18 protein-coding genes are annotated in these 19,611 nt (G+C 37.7%); 8 read left to right on the top strand and 10 right to left on the bottom strand.

The features are described 5' to 3' along the window. Window positions 1–75: 75 nt before the first annotated feature. Together EG346_RS22300 and EG346_RS22305 are read right to left on the bottom strand one after the other, a co-directional pair. On the bottom strand, window positions 76–921 hold the full coding sequence (locus EG346_RS22300; RefSeq protein ID WP_123881775.1) for a helix-turn-helix domain-containing protein: 846 nt from the start codon (window positions 919–921) through the stop codon (window positions 76–78). A gap of 39 nt (window positions 922–960) precedes the next feature. Next, the gene (locus EG346_RS22305; RefSeq protein WP_123881778.1) at window positions 961–2,028 is read right to left on the bottom strand and encodes a DUF2891 domain-containing protein; all 1,068 of its coding nucleotides are present in this window, start codon (window positions 2,026–2,028) and stop codon (window positions 961–963) included. 150 nt (window positions 2,029–2,178) lie between these two features. On the opposite strand from EG346_RS22305, the gene EG346_RS22310 reads away from it, so the two are divergent. Next, a complete protein-coding gene (locus EG346_RS22310; protein WP_073336793.1) occupies window positions 2,179–3,060 on the top strand; it encodes a DUF4349 domain-containing protein in 882 nt (293 codons plus the stop codon). Window positions 3,061–3,132: 72 nt separating this feature from the next. On the opposite strand, the gene EG346_RS22315 is transcribed toward EG346_RS22310, so the two are convergent. The 6 genes from EG346_RS22315 to dnaA form a co-directional block, all read right to left on the bottom strand. Further along, window positions 3,133–3,510, bottom strand: a complete 378-nt coding sequence (locus EG346_RS22315; protein WP_073334938.1) for a hypothetical protein — start codon at window positions 3,508–3,510, stop codon at window positions 3,133–3,135. Between the two features lie 195 nt (window positions 3,511–3,705). Beyond that, entirely contained in the window at window positions 3,706–5,511 is a 1,806-nt protein-coding gene (locus EG346_RS22320) for a lytic polysaccharide monooxygenase (RefSeq protein ID WP_123881781.1), read from the bottom strand. A 509-nt stretch (window positions 5,512–6,020) separates the two neighbouring features. Beyond that, window positions 6,021–6,719: an SAM-dependent methyltransferase gene (locus EG346_RS22325; RefSeq protein ID WP_073334940.1), complete on the bottom strand. Its 699-nt coding sequence runs from the start codon at window positions 6,717–6,719 to the stop codon at window positions 6,021–6,023. A gap of 1 nt (window position 6,720) precedes the next feature. Continuing rightward, window positions 6,721–7,227, bottom strand: coding sequence for a nuclear transport factor 2 family protein (locus tag EG346_RS22330; protein ID WP_123881784.1), 507 nt, complete (start codon window positions 7,225–7,227; stop codon window positions 6,721–6,723). Further along, window positions 7,228–7,677, bottom strand: coding sequence for a low molecular weight protein-tyrosine-phosphatase (locus tag EG346_RS22335; protein ID WP_123881787.1), 450 nt, complete (start codon window positions 7,675–7,677; stop codon window positions 7,228–7,230). A 136-nt stretch (window positions 7,678–7,813) separates the two neighbouring features. Next, window positions 7,814–9,268, bottom strand: coding sequence for a chromosomal replication initiator protein DnaA (dnaA, locus tag EG346_RS22340; protein ID WP_073334943.1), 1,455 nt, complete (start codon window positions 9,266–9,268; stop codon window positions 7,814–7,816). Window positions 9,269–9,403: 135 nt separating this feature from the next. On the opposite strand from dnaA, the gene EG346_RS22345 reads away from it, so the two are divergent. The 5 genes from EG346_RS22345 (at window position 9,404) to EG346_RS22365 (ending at window position 14,846) form a co-directional block, all read left to right on the top strand. Next, window positions 9,404–9,838, top strand: coding sequence for an acyl-CoA thioesterase (locus EG346_RS22345; RefSeq protein ID WP_073334944.1), 435 nt, complete (start codon window positions 9,404–9,406; stop codon window positions 9,836–9,838). Window positions 9,839–9,967: 129 nt separating this feature from the next. Next, complete coding sequence (pheA, locus tag EG346_RS22350; protein ID WP_073334945.1) at window positions 9,968–10,816, top strand: prephenate dehydratase; 849 nt, start codon at window positions 9,968–9,970, stop codon at window positions 10,814–10,816. A gap of 374 nt (window positions 10,817–11,190) precedes the next feature. Beyond that, window positions 11,191–11,913, top strand: a complete 723-nt coding sequence (locus tag EG346_RS22355) for a hypothetical protein (protein WP_123881790.1) — start codon at window positions 11,191–11,193, stop codon at window positions 11,911–11,913. Window positions 11,914–12,026: 113 nt separating this feature from the next. Next, entirely contained in the window at window positions 12,027–14,246 is a 2,220-nt protein-coding gene (locus tag EG346_RS22360) for a DUF2339 domain-containing protein (protein ID WP_123881793.1), read from the top strand. 159 nt (window positions 14,247–14,405) lie between these two features. After that, entirely contained in the window at window positions 14,406–14,846 is a 441-nt protein-coding gene (locus tag EG346_RS22365; protein WP_123881796.1) for a hypothetical protein, read from the top strand. A gap of 55 nt (window positions 14,847–14,901) precedes the next feature. Here the strand turns inward: EG346_RS22365 and EG346_RS22370 are convergent, their stop codons facing one another. After that, window positions 14,902–16,179 carry a replication-associated recombination protein A gene (locus tag EG346_RS22370; RefSeq protein ID WP_073334949.1) on the bottom strand — a complete coding sequence of 426 codons (1,278 nt, stop codon included), beginning with the start codon at window positions 16,177–16,179 and terminating at the stop codon, window positions 14,902–14,904. Window positions 16,180–16,280: 101 nt separating this feature from the next. Here EG346_RS22370 and yidD point away from each other — a divergent pair, with 101 nt between their 5' ends. Next, complete coding sequence (gene yidD / locus EG346_RS22375; protein WP_181876088.1) at window positions 16,281–16,532, top strand: membrane protein insertion efficiency factor YidD; 252 nt, start codon at window positions 16,281–16,283, stop codon at window positions 16,530–16,532. A gap of 423 nt (window positions 16,533–16,955) precedes the next feature. Continuing rightward, on the top strand, window positions 16,956–17,822 hold the full coding sequence (gene lgt / locus EG346_RS22380) for a prolipoprotein diacylglyceryl transferase (RefSeq protein ID WP_073335080.1): 867 nt from the start codon (window positions 16,956–16,958) through the stop codon (window positions 17,820–17,822). A gap of 97 nt (window positions 17,823–17,919) precedes the next feature. On the opposite strand, the gene EG346_RS22385 is transcribed toward lgt, so the two are convergent. Continuing rightward, window positions 17,920–19,437, bottom strand: coding sequence for an NAD(P)H-hydrate dehydratase (locus tag EG346_RS22385; protein ID WP_123881799.1), 1,518 nt, complete (start codon window positions 19,435–19,437; stop codon window positions 17,920–17,922). Between the last annotated feature and the right edge of the window lie 174 nt (window positions 19,438–19,611).

The following is a 19,611-nucleotide window of genomic DNA, read 5'->3' on the forward strand; positions in this document are numbered from 1 at the left end:
CAAAGGCAAAGTTACAGCAGCAACCAATTCAATCAAATGTTTGAATTTTGGAAAAAGATGTTCAAATGTAAGATTTTAACTTTCAAACTGATGTCTGTACTGTCTGGGACTTACTTCAAGATGTTTTTTAAAAAAGTGGGAAAATGCATATTGATCACTGAAACCAAGGATTGAAGAAACCTCCGAAACCGGTTTATTAGAGGAGTTCAAAAGTACCTTTGCCTCGTTCATGACGATGAGGGCGATGATCTGACTGGCAGACTTTCCGGTAATAGATTTCACGACTGAGGAAAGATGTCTGGTTGTAATCGACTGCCGTTCGGCATAAAACTCAACGGTTTTCTCTGTCAGATGATGTTCCGCGAGATCTGTAAGGAATACAAATACAATTTCTTCCTGTCTGGACATCTGATTCATGGAATTATTATCTTCCTTGGAAATAATCCCCGCCATTTGATAGCAGAAAACAGAGAAAAGATGTTCTATCATTTCCTTTTTATACAGCATTTCGGTCTCGGAATCCAGAATATACTTTAGAAAATTAACGCTTTTCCACACGACTTCCATTTCGCTTTCGGGAAAAGGAACTCCTTTGTTCATCTGCTGGCGAAAATACCTGTACGTAATCAGTCTGTTGAATTTTAGTGATAAAGCAGAAATAAATTCTCTTTTGTAAGAAACCATTCTGGACTGAAAATCATCACTTACGGAAACCATTTCATAAATCGTTTGCGGGTCGGTTACCATAAACATATTGGCGGAAAGTTCCAGATCGCTGAAATGCTGGCGCAGCTTTATAGTTCCCGACTTAATAAAAATAAAGGCAGGATTTTCCGGACGGAAAGGTTTATCCGCAGAAATTCTCTCGAAAATATTATGTTGGGTAAAAATTTCGACACCAAATTTTTCTAAGGCTGACATAAGACAAATGTAACCAATATAATCTGTGCTTACAACCTTTTAGTCTTCGAGTGAATAAACGGCAAAACTCGCCAGCCAGTGGTCTCCGCCATAATTCCCCTGAAATAATAAAGGAAGCCCGTTGGCTAAAAATACATCGGCCGTTCTCTTAAAGTCCTTTTTCAAAGGATGTCCGTCAGGAAGTGCTTTTGATATTCCTTTCATGCACCATGCTTTGGAAAAAGAAAGACCTACAAGGTGAACCGTCTGATAATCGCTCAGATCACTTACAACAGGTATTTTTTCAATATTATCCAGGCTTCTTTTCTCATAAAAATTATTCAGCCACCGGACAAATTCTTTCTGGGGCAGTACCCGTCTCATGAGGTCTGCAATTTCAAGGCTTGGCGAGAAAAAATCTGATCCGTCCGGCTCCAGATAAGCTGGTGTTTTCTGATCTTTTCCATAAAAATACTTTGCTTTTTCTTTAAGTTGATTCTCGAATTCCTGATCATGGTTGGCTTTAGCCCAATCGATCGCAAATGCCAAACCAAAAGCCGTATTGGGATGTACTCCGGTTCTGTTTGGATAGGTTTGCTTAGGAAGATAAGCTTTCCATGATTGTAAAATCTTATCGGTTAAAGGTTTTAGATTCTGATGCCAGATTTTAGCTTTGGGATGATCCCATGTGGTCAGCTCTTCATCAAGTTTGAGCAACCAGGCCCAACCATAGGTTCTTTCAAATGTAGTCGTTAATTGAAATTTTGTGAAATAATCGGCTTCAACCTGCAGATTTTCTTTATTTAAAGAAATGTCAAGAATTTTTTCAATGTCTTTTGCATTGGCCAGATCAGGCTTTGTCTTCAGTAATCTCACCAGCATCCAATGTCCATGTACCGAGCTATGCCAGTCGAAGCAGCCATAGAAACTTGGATGAAGGTCTTTTGGGGTTAAAGTAACCTCACCCGCATTGTTGATGATATGTGCTGTTTTGTTTGGATATTCCTGATTGATACAGTGAAGCGGTTTTTCCAATAATTTGAGAGCCATCTCATCGGTCAGTTTCGGAACTTCCTGAGCAAACATCAAAAATGGAGAAAACGCAAATACTAAAAGACTTTTTTTCATTCATTAAAAATAGAAAATAATTTAGATTTCACATTGTTTTTAAATTGATTCAAAATAATTAAATCCCAATCATTTCAATAAAACGATACCAATTTTGAATAAAAAAAAGCTTTAAGCATAATTTTTGATAAGGTACATTAAAAAATATTCATGATAAAATTATTTTTACCTTTATGTATACTCCTTTTAATGAGTGCATGCAATAAATCCGAAATGGAAGCTGCTAACTCACCTGCAATCAAAATGATGTCAGAAGATAAAGTGGCTGAAGAAGTCTATCAGGTGGCACCGCCAAATTCTATATCTGAAAAATTGCTACCCGATAAAAATAAGTCTCCCCAACCGTCCATAGCCCCCAAAAAGCTGGACACGATTGCCAAAAAGGTCATTAAAAACGGGAATATGAGAATTCAGGTGGGAGATATTAAAAAAGCCCAGAATCAGGTGGCAGATATTCTGAAGAAAAATGAGGCCTATATTCAAAATGAACAATTTCAAAATACAGATTTAGATGATAACCTGGATCTTGTGATCCGTATTCCTCATAAAAATTTTGACGCACTGATCAATTCATTTTCTGAAGGAGTAGGCTCTGTTTTGTCGAAAAATATTTCCTCTGATGATGTTACCGAAGAATATACTGATGTCTCTGTTAAGCTAGCCAATAAAAAGATTTATCTGGAAAAGTACCGCGATATGCTTAGAAGTGCTTCTACCACAAAAGACATGATCGAGATTCAGGAAACCATCCGTGAATTGGAGGATGAAATTGATGTTGCAGAGGGCAGGCTACGCTTCATCGATGACCGGGTGAATTACAGTACCCTTAACCTGAGTTTATATAAAGAAAAAGTAAGAAGTTCTGCCACTTCAAAAATTGGTTTCGGAAGCCGTTTTGCGGATTCTGTGACAGAAGGTTGGAACAGTTTCGTGAGTTTTTTATTGGGAATTATTTCATTCTGGCCGTTTCTATTGCTCATTCCTATCCTTATTTATCTATGGAGAAAATGGAGAACGGGAAGAAAAAAATAGCGCAAGTTTTTTGGTAAATAATAAAAATCCGGATATCAGTGATATCCGGATTTTTACTGCATTATCTATAATTTAAGCATTGAAATAATCTTTTACAGTTTCGAGAACCTGCTCATCCGACATTTTCTGTGCAGTATCTAAGGTTATCGTTAGATTTTTAAACTGAGCTGTATCATGGAGATATTTTTTTAGTTCTTCCTGAATCGTTCCGGGTCCTGTAATATAAACTTCCTGAGAATTTGTTAATAGGTGTTCTATCTCTTTGAAGAATTTCACCCTATTGGTTCGTTCTGCATTATTGGCTGCATTTTCACTTGAATTCCCATGCTGTATTTCAGCTTTTACAGGGCTGCAAAGAAAAAACTTAAATGCATTCTGAGCATCATGATTTTTTACTACTATTGCTTTTTCTGTATCGATCCAAAGTCCTGCTAATTTCTTGTCTGACATAATTTATTTTTTTGGTGTTATGAACCATGTAGATCAATAATGGTGCAAAGCAGATGTTAAGGGCTGTTAAATGTTTAAAAGAATTGAAAAAACATCTTCTTTGAATCTGCTGACTGATCGATTAGCATCAACAAAGCCGCCTTACTATGAAGACGGCTTCTGTTGATTATTTTTTATTCAAGTTTCAATACCTGACTATTTCCTGATCGTTTTAGTTACGCTTCCACCATCTTTGTAATCAATTTTCACAAAATAAATTCCCGGCTGAAGAGAACCTATATTTATAGTGTTCCTGGCAGGATTTCTTAAAGATAACACCTGAAGTCCATGGGTATTAAACAGAGACATTTCACTGATTTTTCCATAGTAGGTTTCCGGTGCAAAATTAATATGTTGGTCTGAGACAATCACCGATAAACCGTCTTCCTGACCGTTACGTGCTGCACCAACTGTACAACCGGGACCTTCATTGCAATGGCTTACCACTTTCCATACCTCATTATCTCCAGGAGTTTCTCCCGGATTAGCGTACCATTTGTTTTCCCAAATTTTGCAGGCATAAAAAACTTTTGCACCGGCTGCAGTATATGCCTTTGCAGGGTTATACAGCGTTGAGCCGCAATAGGTAATAGTACCGCCTGACTGACAACCCGGCCCTTCAGTACACGCGCTGATCTCTTCCCAAACCATATTGGCTCCGGGAATTTCATTGGGATTTGCATACCATTTGTTTTTCCAGATTTTACAGTTATAAAATACGGTTGTCTGAGCTGTTGGATAGGCATTTGCGGGATTATATTGCTGTGCTCCGCAGTACGTTTGTCCATTTCCTCCTTCTATTTTTTTAGTTATGATTGTCAATTCGTTGCTGGCATCGGAGATTTGATCGTTCTGGGCAACAGCTTTCACAGTGTATCGGTATTCAGTATCATGGATTAAACCTGAGCGTACGAAACTCGTTTGTGTAGTTTCTGCAACCTGGGCTCCATTTTCAAAGACCTGATAATTTTTGATGCCCTGTGTATGAGTTGAAGGCATCCACATCAGTGAAACAGAATTTTCAGTGGCTCCCATCGAGTGGAGATTGGACGGCGCTACAGGTTTTTCAGGAGTATTTTGGTCATCTGTTTTTACAATAAGGGGTGCACTTTTTTGTGAAGTGAGACCTGTAGAGCCCTTCGCCTGTATTTCGTAAGTATAACTGGTATTGGCGGCCAGACCCTGATCTTGAAATTCCGGAACACTTACGTTCTGTAGCGCTTGTCCGTTACGGAAAACATTATAAGACGCCGCGTCAGCCTGAGCTGTCCATCCGATTTTTGCAGAAGAGCTCGTTACGCTTATTTTGGCTAATCCTGTTGGTATCGAAGGTTGTGCAGGGGTTACCGAGGACTGTACGTTCACATCGATGACATTATAAAATGCATTAGCCGTATCTGCAACGTCCCAAACGGCAAGAATAACATGATACCCCTGACGATTAGCAGGAATGGTGATGTGATGCGGTGTATTATCTTGGGGAGGTGTACCATTGTGAACAACCTCACCAATAAGCTCCAGATCCTGACGGGCAAGTGGCTGATTGGGATTCCAGCCTGGTTTGGTCATATAATAATGCCATTTCGCCGTAGCGTGATAAGCCAGATACTTCCAGATAAAGGTATTCACACCGGTTGTGATATTGCTTTTCTTCCATCGGTCAGCGGTTTGAAGATCCAGAATCGTGTTCCCTCCTATGCTTCCATTAGCAGAAGCGATCATTCCGTCTGCCGGACCGAGTGCCGGAAATCCTTTTTTAGCTTCCAGAGATCCCGGCTCATTAATAACAGTGCCATACAATCCCAATGCGGTGTTATACCCGAGTGTAGTCTTATCCAGACTCCCCTGATAGCCTCTCGAGGCAGGACTTATCACATAACCATGGGCTGAGAGATGAGTTGAAGAAAAGACCAGAGTACATAAAAAAAGTACTGCTGAGAAAAAATTTCTAAGTTTAATCATATGTAATTATTTAAGATGTTTGGTTTATTCTCTGCTCAATCTGCCGGAAAAATCTAATCAGGTGCCTGAAGCTATTGGGGAATCCCAGTCTATTTAGTTCATATATACACCTGTGCATGTTTTATTTTAACGTCTCAGATCAGTGTCCAAATTAATAAAAACCTCTTAAAAAACCTTCCTTAAATAAAAAATTCATTTAAATAATGACAATTATATTAAATATTCAACAACATAACCGCTAATATTTACACATTCTCTCATTTTAAATGTTTTAAGAGAATAATTTTCATCCCTGAAAATGAATTAAATTCAGCATTGTAAACGTTATTATGATGTCAATGGGTATAATAAAGGCACAAAAGAGAAAGGCAAAAGGAAGAATTCGCCTTTTGCCTTATACTTTATTGATATTGATCGTGATAATATTTGGGGAAAGTTACAGGCCAGCGTACAAAAAGGGGGAATGTTACCGATTTGACTGTTGGTGTTACCATACTGCACTTCCCTGCTTATTTCCCAAGGACAAACACAGCAGGAATTTTATGAAGTTCAGGTTTTGCTTTTTTCCAGTCATTGATGGTTTTGGTCTGGATGAATTCGTGTTCAGGATCGTTGATATTGGCTGCAATACAGAGTTTTGTATTCGGAGATAGGAACTTCGTCAGGTCTTCAAAAAGCGGATTATTCCTGTAGGGCGTTTCCATAAAGATCTGGGAATATCCGGTTTGCTGTACCAGGCTTTCGAGGCGCTGAATCTGTTTTTTCTTTTCTCCCTTATCAATCGGAAGATAACCATGGAAGGTAAATTCCTGACCATTGAATCCACTGGAAATTAAAGCCAGGATAATAGACGAAGGCCCTGAAACAGGGATTACTCTGATATTTTTTTCATGACACCATTTCACGATCAGGTTTCCGGGATCTGCGATACATGGCAGACCAGCTTCAGAAAGCAATCCAAAATCCTGTCCCTGCAGCATCAGATTCTGAGCTTCTTTGATGTCTGCATTTTCAGTGTATTTGTCCAGTAAGAACAATTTAAGATCGGACTGTTTTTTTTCGGGAGCAAAGAATTTAACAACCTTTCTGGCTGTTTTTTCATTTTCAACAAAGAAGTAGTCCGTCTGCATAATATATTCTTTCAGAACGGGTGAAAAATGAGTAATAGAAGTGTTTTCAGATAAATAGGCTGGGAGTAAAAAAAGCATTTTATTGTTTTTTAGTTCTTTCTTGCAAAGAGGGTTGTTTGAAATGATGAGCGAGTTCAACGGAGAATGTAATGGCTGAAATTTTCCATTCATCGTTTATTTTAACAAAGGTAAGAATTTCTTTACCCCAATGTTCCATGACGTCTTTATAAAAACAACTGTAATCTGAAACTACAGAGGCAATCTCTCCATCTGTCATTATTTTAACGTGGTCTGTTTTATTTTCAGACTGGTATTTTTTAAACCCAGAAATAAAAGTCTTATAGTCCTGAGTATAGATTTGAGAAACATCCGGTATTCGCTCTCTGCGTTTAGCAAAACTTCTCTGTGTAAAAATACCACTTACCTGAACGTCTCCGAAGAACATTTTATAAAGCTGTTCTTCTTTTCCTGCAGAATTCAATAAAGAGGTATATTCATTGGCAAGACGACGAAGATTAATTTCATCCTGCGTCTGAGCAAAAGAGAGATTAAAGCTTAGGAGAAGCAAAAAAATGAGTGACTTCACTTATGATAGAATTTGATTCTTTATAGCATCACAGCCTTTGTCAAGTAACTGGAAAACATCCTCAAAATCATTCAAATCGCCCCAGTAAGGGTCCGGAACTTCAGCATTTTTCTGATTGCCCGCTGCCTCCAGAAATAATGATACTTTCCGGCGTTGATCTTCATTTCGTGTCTTCGAGATGACATCCCCGTAAACATCAACATCCATGCAGTAGATTTTGTCGAACGTTTCAAAATCAGCTTTGGTAATCGGTCTTGATTTTTGATTTGAAATATCAATATGATGGTTTGACGCTGTTTTTATCGCTCTTTTATCCGGGTGTTTTCCTTCATGCATAGAAATTGTTCCTGCTGAATCCACAAAGAAGTTTTCAGGAAGCTTTGTCTTCATAATTCCTTCTGCTAAAGGACTTCTGCAAATATTACCGAGACAGACCATCAATATTTTCATATCCGTTTATTATCATTGAAAGGTTAAATGATGTACTTATTATCAGATTTTAATCGCTTTCATAAGCAACAAAACTAAATAAAAAAATGAAGAATAAAACTATTCTCCATTTCAATTTATTCAGATTAAATTATTTTTATTTTTTAATTCTTTCTGCAAGATCTTTAACATACTTCTTAACTTCTTTATCGATTTTTGACACATCTTTGATGGTATCACAAGCGTACATTACCGTTGAATGGTCTTTTCCGCCCATTTCTTCACCGATCTTTGTAAAAGTAGCATTGGTCAGCTCTTTTGAAAAATACATCGCCAATTGTCTTGGAAGGGCAATTTCTCTTTTTCTGGTTTTAGAAAGAAGCTGTTCTTTTTTGATTCCAAAATAATCGCATACCACTTCCTGGATGTAAGGAATATTGATGACTTTCTTCTGGTTTGCTGCAATCTTGTTGATGGTATCTTTCAGTAATTCAAGACTCAAGTCTGTTTTATAAACGGTAGAGTAAGCGATTACAGAGTTAATAACTCCGATAAGCTCTCTTACGTTGGTTTTAGCTTCAGCGGCAAGGAAATCAAGCATATCTCCTGGAAGAACAATTCCGTCTCTGCTTAGTTTATCTACGATGATCTGTCTTCTTGTAGAAAGATCCGGAGATTTGATTTCGGCAGAAAGTCCCCATTTGAAACGGGAAACAATCCTTTCCTGAATATCCATAATATCTGCAGGCGCCTTATCTGATGTAAGGATGATCTGTTTTCCGTTCTGGTGAAGATGATCAAATATGTGGAAGAAACTGTCCTGTGTAGCAGATTTACCTGACAGGAACTGAATATCATCAATGATCAATACATCCACCATCTGGTAAAAGTTGGCAAACTCTGTCTGCTTGTGCGCTTTTGCAGCAGAAATAAACTGCTGGATAAACTTCTCAGAAGACAGATAAAGAACGACTTTATCCGGAAACTGGCTTTTTACTTCTAGACCTACAGCCTGTCCCAAGTGAGTCTTTCCCACTCCGTATCCTCCGTGAAGGAACAATGGGTTGAAAGCTGTTGCTCCCGGTCTTTTAGCAATAGATCTTGCTACGGTAGCAGCGAATTTATTACTCTCTCCTTCTATATAATTATCAAAAGAATAATCAGACTTAAGGTTCGAATCTATGTTTACTTTTCTTATTCCCGGAACTACAAAGGGGTTGACGATATTCGCAGAGAATCCCTGCGGCATTGTTTCCTGCATTTTTGGTGTAGGAACGCTTTTTCCCTTCATATTCATTGTCACTGGCTTTTCCTCTCCGGTAGGCCTGTTTTCCATTACTGAGTACCACAATTTAACTCCTTTTCCAAGATTTTTCTTCAGGGCAGCAGAAAGCAGGGACAGGTAATTATCCTCAATATATTCCTTGTAAAAATCGCTCGGCACTATAAGCGTAAGGTTATTCGCAACCAAAGAAAGTGGTTGTACCTTATCGAATAGCATGTCGAAGGATTTTTCAAGCTTCTTAAGATCAGAATTATCTTCAGCTGCGTTCAAATTATCCCGCATGAACTGAAGGCACTTCTGCCATATCATCATTAAATTTTCATCCATATTTATGCCCCGATTATTCTTTGTTAGTACTTTTTGTAGAAGGAAGACAAAGGTCCAATTTTTTCTTTTCAAAAAAAAATATTGCAGGTATTGATTATTTAAAAATATATTTGTATGCATAAATATAGACTAAAAATGATACATTCAACTAACTCATTACGAGTACGTTACGGAGAAACAGACCCTATGAAATATGTGTACTATGGGAACTATGCAGAGTACCTGGAAATTGGCAGAGTAGAACTCTTCCGAAACATCGGAATGTCATACGATGAAATTGAAAACCAAGGAATTTGGCTTCCGGTTTCGGAATACAAAATTAAATACATCCGCCCGGCCCTGTATGACCAAAAACTGGAAATCCATACCTATGTAAAAAAAATTCCCGGGGTAAGAATTGAATTTGACTACGAAATTTATAATGAAAAAGGAGAAAAGATCACGGAAGCATCCACTACTCTATTTTTTCTGGATGCAAAAACCAATAAAATTATCAAGTGTCCGGATTTTCTGATGAAGCTCATTGAAGAGAACTGGAACAAGGGGGAAATTTTAGGCAAGAGTTTATAGCGAGCAGTTTGCAGGCAAATAAATGGTAAAGGAACGATATATCCAATTAAAGAGGTTTATTTTTAAACTAATTTGCATCTTTGCAGCTTAAATAATTGTCAATATTATCTACCCATATATATAATACGTATGAAGATCGCATTTTTAGGGCCTCATGCAAGCTTCACCCAGCTGGCGGCCACCCAACTTTTCCCGGGGGAAGAACTTTTGCCGCAGGCAAATATTTTAGATTGTTTTAATGCTGTTGATACCGGAGAAGCTGAAAAGGCAGTGGTACCCCTGGAAAACTCCATTGAAGGAACAGTTTCGATGACGCTGGACTATTTATACAAAACACCCTCAATCAAAATAGAAGCAGAAGGAGTAATGCCTATCGCCCACCATCTGATGATCCATCCGGAGAACCACATGGAGGATATTGAAAAAATATATTCACATCCTCAGGCACTGGCGCAAAGCTTCCATTTTCTGGATACCACTTATAAAGAGGTAGGAAGACAGGATTTTTCATCCACAGCCGCTGCTGCCAAATATGTTTCTGAAAATAAGGATCTGAAGATTGCTGCCGTCGCCAATCAGTTTGCAGCTAACTTATACGGACTTCAAATCGTCAACAGAAATATTCAGGATTTTGAACAGAATCATACCCGTTTTATTGTGATCTCTAAAAATCAAACAAAATACGAAAATGACCATCTTGAAGTTTTAGGAGAAAAATCAGGTATGCTGATCAATCTTCCGGAAGATCACGCGGGAGGACTCCACCAGGTTCTTTCGGTTTTTGCATGGCGAAAAATGAACCTCAGCAAAATTGAATCCAGAACGCTGAAAACAGGTCTTGGCAACTATTTCTTCTTCATCAATGTAGTAGGAAAATGGGAAGATGTCCTGCATGGCAATGCCATTCTGGAACTTGAATCAATCAATGCCGGAGTAGATTTTCTTGGAAACTACAAAGAATTCCTTCTGGAAAGTTAAAAAATATTCATCTTACCCTCATGACACTGCCCTAAAAAGCAGTGTTTTTTTTTATTTACAACCCTACATTCAACACTCCTTAAGAATTTCGGACAGAATTTACATTCAATGTGGCGTATTTAATGACATTAATATGCTAATCTTTGCATATTAATTATTCATAAAATTGGGAAATATATAAATATTTTTTTTAATTTCACCCAAGAGTTAATTTGCGAAATAAAGACCCATAACCATATTACGAAATAATCAATAATAAAAAATAAACATCTGTTTAAATTATTCATAATATTATTAATATTTAGTTAAATATATCACAAATAAGGCATAGTTTTTGCATTATAAATCTTGAAAACTAATTAAAAAACTTACACATGAAAACTAAAATCTACACCCTAATTCTAGCCTTATCTACGGTTAGCGCATTTTCCCAAGTTGGTATTAATACACCTAACCCGACCGCCACATTGGACGTCAACGGAACATTAAAGATTCGTGACACGCCTATGACGCCGGCTTTGCCAGGATACACCATTATGGCAGTGAATGACGGCACATTTCAGGTTGCTAAAGTAGACCCACAGGTTATTATTGATGCTGCAACCGCCGCATCTGGAACCAATACTTCTGTGTATGCTGCTAAGAAAACTACAGGAATCACTCTTTTGAGTTTAGGTCTTTTTCCGACAGGGTTTAGAGCCGTTAACTTTTTAGCCGCTGAGAGATCAGTTGGATCTGCTGCATTATTCTCCGATACTGACAACACTTTTACTATACCTTCCAACGGAGTTTACCATGTAGGATTTACTTTCCGTTATGGAGCAGGTCTTCAGGCCGCGATCCTGACCAATACCCCAGGGATTGGCATTCTGCGAACCAGAGGAGGAGTGGCAACGCTTATTGACAGCCGTGTATTCAGTGGCCTGACTGTTCCGCTGGTTTTAAGTTTAACCATTTCAGAAAGCACCCTAAATTCATTGTACTCGTTCCAGGCCGGAGACAAAATCTCATTTGGACTTACCGGATCTTCTGCTCTTGATGTCGGATTATTGGGAACAAGTATCGGTTCTTTCTACATTTATAAAGTTTCTAATTAAAAGATACAATTAATCACTCTGCACAATTAATCCATCACAGAATATGTGGTGGATTAATTTTTTGTAGTGCAAGTGTTACAAACATTTATTTTATATTTGATAAAAACTAGAGAATGAGTGAAATTCTATTGGTCCTGTTCATCATAGCCATCATCTTTTTTATCTTCAATAATCTAAATAACAAGATCAGAAGACTGGAGAAGGAAGTATCTGATCTTACCACTAAAATTAATCAACCTTTACAAGATAGAGAAATTCAAGTTTTACAACATGAGCAAAAACCTGTAGAGGAAATCAAAACTCAAAATACAGCACAACAACCTGATGTGCATGAGAAAATCCTTGCAGACAATAGACCTTCACCACCACAAAAAGACTGGCTGGAACCTGTGTTTGACTTTTTGAAACAAAACATTCTTACGATCGTCGGTATTTTCACGCTTGTTCTCGGATTGGGCTATTTTGTAAAATATGCGATCGACAAAAACTGGATAGGAGAAACTTCCAGAGCAGGAATAGGTTTTGTTGCAGGAACGGGAATCATGCTGCTGGGACATTTTCTACGGAAAAACTATGCTGTTTTTGCCTCGATCATCACGGGTGGCGGAATTTCAGTTTTATATTTCACCGCTACAATTGGGTTTCAGGAATATCATTTGTTTACCCAGAATACAGCTTTTGTGATTACGACTTTGATTACTATTATTTCCATCGCCCTTGCGCATTATTACAAAAGTGAGATCTTAATTATTTTTGCGATGCTTGGAGGTTTCCTTGCTCCCTTGATGATCAGCACGGGAAAAAGCAACTATCTTTTCCTGTTTACCTATCTGACGCTGTTAAATATTGGCATGCTTGCCACCTCGTTACTCAAACACTGGAAAAGTGTGGGGTGGACAGCTTACATTTTCACAAGTATGTATCTTTTTTACTGGACTTCTGAAAAGCCGGAGCTGCTGAGCATCGTCTTTTATATCATCAGTTATATTATTTTCTACATTTTTGCGCTTCAGGACTATATCAAAAAGAATACACTTTCAACTTCGGATACTTTAATGCTTGTTTTAATTAATTTTTCAAGTATTATCGGGCTCGTTTATACATTTAAAACATTAAGCTATGAACCGGTTATTATTTTTCCGCTTGTTTTCGCCGCAGGCAACGGTGTGCTTTTATTAAGAGAATATGGGAAGAAAAGTTTTGGTTTCAGTTATTCCATTTTTGCAGCGCTCACGATCAGTCTCGTCACCGTTGCAGTAGCGCTTCAGTTCAAAACTCATCTTATTACAAGCGTTTGGGCTATAGAAGCATCCCTTCTTGTTTATCTCTGGAAAAAAAGCGGACACCCCATTTTCAAGACCTGTTTTTACGTTTTGTTTCCACTGATGATTATTGCACAAATGATGACGTGGACAGAATATTTTCATAAAGAGCATATGGGTATTATTTTTAACCCTGTCTTTTTAACGAGTCTTGTGACTGTTTCTACCACGGTCCTTAATCTCTTTTTATTAAAAAAAACCAGTGAGCCAGGAAAAAAGGACGATCATTTTTTCGAAAATGTTTTCGCTGTTGTAAGTTATGGGGTTATCTATATTGCGTTACTTTTGGAAATCATTTATCATATCTCGGATATGCCATGGGCAGCGATGTTGAGCATCGGACTCCTGTTTAGCATCTACTATCTATTTATATTAATTTTATTGAGGAAAAAGCTTGATATTGACGGAAGGATCCAAGTCGGTCTTATTTATCTGTTTCTTATCCTGATTGCTTTCAATTCTTCCTTGGCAGCATCTGAAGTTGTGACGGTCGTCTTACGTAAACAACTCACCTTCGGTTTCTATACGATCCACCTGCTGCAATGGATTCCTTTTGTCTATATTTTATGGAATGCCGCTGTTATGAAGGACTTTTATAAAACAAAGACCTCTTACCTGGCGATTTCAGTTTCCCTTGTTATTGGAATAAGCTACGGATTCTACAATACCTATATCTTAAGTTCTTCAACTGATATTTCCAGTATCTACAAAATAAAAGAACATTTTACCATTCTTTACCTTCCTATCATCTGGACTGTTCTGGCAAGCATCTTCATTTATGTAAGTTTAAAGAAGAATATTCCCGAATACAGCAGAATAGGTTTTATCCTGATTGGAATTATGGTGCTCAAATTGTACAGCTATGATGTTTGGCAGATGGATAATATCTCAAGAATCACTGCATTTATTATCCTCGGAGTGATTTTATTACTCAGCTCATTTACATTCCAGAGACTGAAGAATATTATTAAAAATATGGTTGATAAAAAGGAAGAGGAGAAGAAAAACTAAGGAAGCATGATTAAATAGTTAACCATGTTATTATAAAATTAAAAAACTTCAACAAAACCTTTTATTTCTAATCAATATTTAAAATATCATAAAAATTCATTCACATTTTATAAAAATTAATTATATTTATCCAGTTTTTAACAGTTACATATTCCGGTTATGAAAAAAATACTTTATTCTTTTTTAATAGTATCATCTTCAGTATTATCTGCTCAGAAGAATCCTTCTGTCAAGTTTGCTGTTGCCAATGATATTGTGGGGACGGTAGGCATGTTCAATGCCAGAAAAGCGATCGTTCAAAGCTCAAACACCTATAAAAGTGCTGCCGGGCTGCCTCAGGGTTTAAAAAAATACGGTTTTATAGCCGAAAAAGGCCTTACGGAATTTAAAATCAAAAGTGGTTATGAAGGTTTGGACAGAATCTCTCTTGCTCAGCTGAATGAACAATACGGACTTCCTGAAAACACTCCTGTAATTATTGAAGGCTACGAGTTTCCGGATACCGATATGAAAATCTACGGCGATATGATGGGCAACGTTGAAGTGAAGGATTACAACGGAAAAAAGACCGTATTCATGACTTCAAGCAACCTAAAGTAAATTACAGAGAATTACATTATAATAAAAGGATACTTTAAAAAGTATCCTTTTGTCTTTAATATCTGTTATTCCATTTTTTCTTAAGCTCTTCGTAAATTTTCTTTTCCGTAGCATTGTTGCCAGGCTGATAAAGTTTCGCATGCTTAATTTCTTCAGGCAGAAAATCCTGATCTACAAAGTTTCCTTCGTACGAATGAGCATATTTATACTCCTTACCATAATCCAGATCTTTCATCAGTTTGGTAGGCGCATTCCTCAAATGCAGGGGCACTGGAAGGTTTCCGGTCTGCTTTACCAGAGCCAGGGCATCATTAATTGCCATATAGGTTGAATTACTCTTAGGTGAAACGGCCAGATAAACTGCAGTTTCACTTAAAATTATTCTTGATTCCGGATTACCAATCACATTGATGGCCTGGAAACAGTTATTGGCGATCACCAAAGCATTAGGATTAGCAAGGCCTATGTCTTCTGCTGCCAGAATAAGCATTCTCCGGGCAATAAACTTGATATCCTCCCCTCCTGCAATCATTCTTGCCAGCCAGTAAACCGCACCATTCGGATCGCCGCCCCGCATAGATTTGATGAAGGCAGAAATAATATCATAATGCTGCTCTCCATTTTTATCATAGAGCGCCATTGTTTCCTGCAAAATATCAAGAACGTCTGCGTTGCTGATCTCTTCTTTATTTGAATTCATGTACTGGTTAAGCACCAATTCAACAGAATTGATCAACTTTCTTGCATCTCCTCCAGAATATTGGATCAATGCTTCCTTTTCTGCAACTTTAAAATGAGTCCCTTCATCTTTATTGTATCGTTGAAAAGCAGTATCAATCAATTCTTCTAGCTTTTCATAGCTGAGTGCTTTCAAAATATACACTTGACTTCTTGATAAAAGGGCAGATACAACTTCAAAGCTGGGGTTTTCTGTGGTAGCCCCTATTAAAACTATCCAGCCCTTCTCAACCGCATGAAGCAGGGAATCCTGTTGGGATTTATTGAAACGGTGAATCTCATCGATGAATAAAATAGGAGATTTACCTGAAAACAGGTTTTGTTTTTTAGCATCTTCAATCACGTCACGCACATCTTTTACCCCTGAAGAAACTGCTGAGAGTTTATAAAACTTCCTGCCTGATTTTTCAGAAATAATTTCTGCTAATGTTGTTTTTCCTGTCCCCGGAGGTCCCCAAAGGATGAGTGAGTTCAGGGCATTATTTTCGATCATCTTTCTGATCGTGCCTTTTTCTCCGGTAAGATGTTCCTGTCCAAGAACTTCATCCAGGGTTTTGGGTCTTAATTTTTCGGCTAATGGAGTATTTTGGCTCAAGATAATTTATTTTTTCGGTAAACAGATTCAGTTTTTTGATCTCTGAAACTTCTAACAAAATTAAACTAATTTTAATTTTTTTACCCTATTTTTGCATTGTTTTGAAACTTACATTCAATAAAATCATTAGTTTTCCCTTGGTAATTTTGATAAAATTCTACCAGTGGTTTATTTCGCCCCTACTTCCTAAAAACTGCCGTTACGAACCTACCTGCTCTCATTATATGGTGGAAGCTCTTCAGGTGCATGGTATTTTCAAAGGATTGTGGATGGGAATCAAAAGAATTTCAAAATGTCATCCATGGGGAGGCAGTGGCTATGACCCTGTTCCTCCAAAAAAAATAAATCAGTAACAAAGTATTAAATCAATAGAAATGAGTAACTTATTTTTCAGAATTTATCTCGTCGTATTTGCATTGATCACGCAGTTTGCCTTTTCCCAGGAATATCCCGGAGGTTTATCTGACGGGACTCTGAAAGTAAACGGAGCGGGAATTCCGGTAAAAATCTATTCTACTACCGAGATCATTGATCTCAGCGCTTTTCCGGAAAAAACCACTAACAATAATGTCCTGGTTATCTTCAATGATTCCAATTTTGAACCGGCACACTTTGATTCAGGGACGCTCATCCTAACGAAATACAAGACTTTCAAATATCAGTTTTTCGATAAACATTTTAAACTGATTGACAGCCCAATTACTCAGGACAATATTACAGCTTTTAAATATGCAGTAAAATCAGCAAAACCCATCACAGAGTCTGACAATGTTGCACTGGAAACACCTTTCAAAATATGGGATCCTTCAAAAGGGATTCAGCTAGGGCCGGTTACATTACATTTCTATAGCTTAATGTTTGTTTTTGCTTTTGGTTTTGGTTACGTTTTAATGTTGAGAATCTTTAAAATCGATAATGTTAATCAGAAATATCTGGAACCTCTTTTCACATGGACGCTGATCGGAACTATTTTAGGAGCCAGATTAGGGCATGTTATCTTTTATCAGCCGGAGCTTTTTAAAGAAGATTTCTGGAGTGTATTTTTGCCGATAAGCACTAAAAACGGATTGAAATTTACAGGATTCTCCGGGCTGGCCAGTCATGGAGCAACAATAGCACTTATTTTTACCACTTTATATTATTCATTTAAGATTATTAAAAAAAATCCATTCTGGGTGTATGACAGGATCGGAATTGTGGTTGCTTTAGGAGGTGCCTTTGTAAGAATCGGTAATTTTTTCAATTCTGAGATTGTAGGAAAAGCAGTGGACCCCAATTCTCCGTTTGCCATTCTTTTCCCACAGCAGAGCAGCGAATATGGGCCTACAGTTCCCCGCTACCCTGGTCAGCTTCTTGAGGCTGCGGGCTATTTTCTATTGTTCGTATTGTTATGGATATTGTACAGAAAAACAAACAAAAAATATCAGCAGGGATGGCTTTTTGGATTATTCTTCATTATCCTTTGGGCGGTAAGATTCTTTGTTGAATTCCTGAAAGAACCTCAGGGCGATGAGTTTATCCGTATCGGAGGACTGAATACGGGACAGGTACTTTCTATTCCGTTTATGATTGCAGGTGTGGTTATCATGATTATTTCTAAAAAATTCAAGATTACCCAGGCAGAAAATGAAAAACCTGAGTAATAACAGATGATAAAATAAAAGGGCAAATTTGCGGAGAAGCGAATTTGCCCTTTTTCTTTTTATAAATTGGACCGTCTAATATGCCTTTTTTACTTTATCATAATTTCATTGCGGTTCTTTTGGTCAATTCCTCGAAAACAGCTCCAAATTCATTGATCACATCTGTAGGAAGCATCGATTCTTTAGAGCATTTCTCAGCTGCTAAATCAGCTGCCCGGCCATGAATCCAGACTCCCAAAATACAAGCCTCTTCCTGAGTATATCCCTGCGCTATTAATGAAGTAAGAATACCTGTAAGGATATCCCCGCTCCCACCTTTGGCAAGCCCGGCATTTCCGGTAACATTGTAAAATACATTTCCTTCCGGAGTCACAATTTGGGTGTGATGGTCTTTTAAAACGATATAGACATTAAATTCTGCAGCTTTTTCACGGGCAAGCGCCAGTCTTTCAAATGAATTTTCAGTGCTTCCGAATAATCGTTCAAATTCCTTAGGATGCGGCGTTATGACAGACTGTTGAGGAATCAGTTTCAGATTTTTACTATCTTTTGAAAGAATATTCAATGCATCAGCATCCAGGACCACAGGATGGGTGTATTCTTTTAAGAAATCCAGCAGGCCTTTTTCTGTCTCTCCATGAGTGCCCAAACCGGGTCCGATACCATATACTGTATGGTCTTCCGATTTGAAATTTTCTATAAATCTTGTTCCGCTTTCTATAAACATTGCTTCAGGACATGAGATCTGCAGAATTTCATACCCACACGCTGGTGCCAAAGTAAAAGTAAGTCCTGCTCCGACTTTTAAAGCCGATTTTGTAGCCAGTACTGCTGCTCCTATCTTACCATAACTTCCTCCTGCAATAGTTACTTTTCCATAAGTTCCTTTATGAGAGAAGTCTTTTCTTGGTTTAAAAATACGATCGATAAGTTTGTCATCAACTGTAAAATCTTCAGCCTTCTCTGTTTCCAGGTATCCCGTATGAAGCCCTATATCGAGAATAATGACAGTTCCTGCATATGGCCCTGTTTCAGGATGAAGAAAACTCTTTTTCCAGGATTGAAAACTCAGAGTGTAATGAGCCTGAAAAATAACCGGATGATCTTCAAATATATTATCAGCAGGCAGACCGGAAGGAATATCGACTGCAATTTTAATACAATCCTGCTCGTTCAGCAGTTCGACCAATTCTGTATAAATACCTTCTAAGGGTCGTGAAAGCCCCGTCCCAAAAAGAGCATCAATAACAATGGTCCTGGCATCAAAATTATAGTGTTCTGCTTCTTTAAACTCTCTAATAGAAATTCCAGAAAAATCCCTGAGCCTTTTTAAATTGACCGACGCCTGATCTGATAATTTACCTCTGATGTTTTTTATAAAAATATCTACATCGAAACCTTTGGTATAAAGGATTCTCGCCACGGCAAGTCCATCACCGCCATTGTTTCCGGTACCACAGAAGATAGCAATTTTTTTATGGTTTTTACAGTTTTCGGAAATCCAGCCTGCTAAAGTCTCGGAAGCCCTCTCCATAAGCTGTATTGAAGAAACAGGTTCTTGCGAAATCGTAAAACTGTCCCAGCGGCGTATTTGTTCTGCGGTAAATATTTTCATAAGATAGTGTGAAACTTTTAACCAAATTACGAAAGATTTCTTTGACGGTCTATTCTTAGTTATACAAATGCATGCAAATTATTACTGTGATAAATATTTAATTAAAAATATTAACTCTACTTAAAAAAACTCTTAATTACAGTCCATAATTCAATAATTATGGAATAAAAAAAC

This window comes from Chryseobacterium carnipullorum, assembly GCF_003815695.1.
GTDB classification, from domain to species: Bacteria; Bacteroidota; Bacteroidia; order Flavobacteriales; family Weeksellaceae; genus Chryseobacterium; species Chryseobacterium carnipullorum.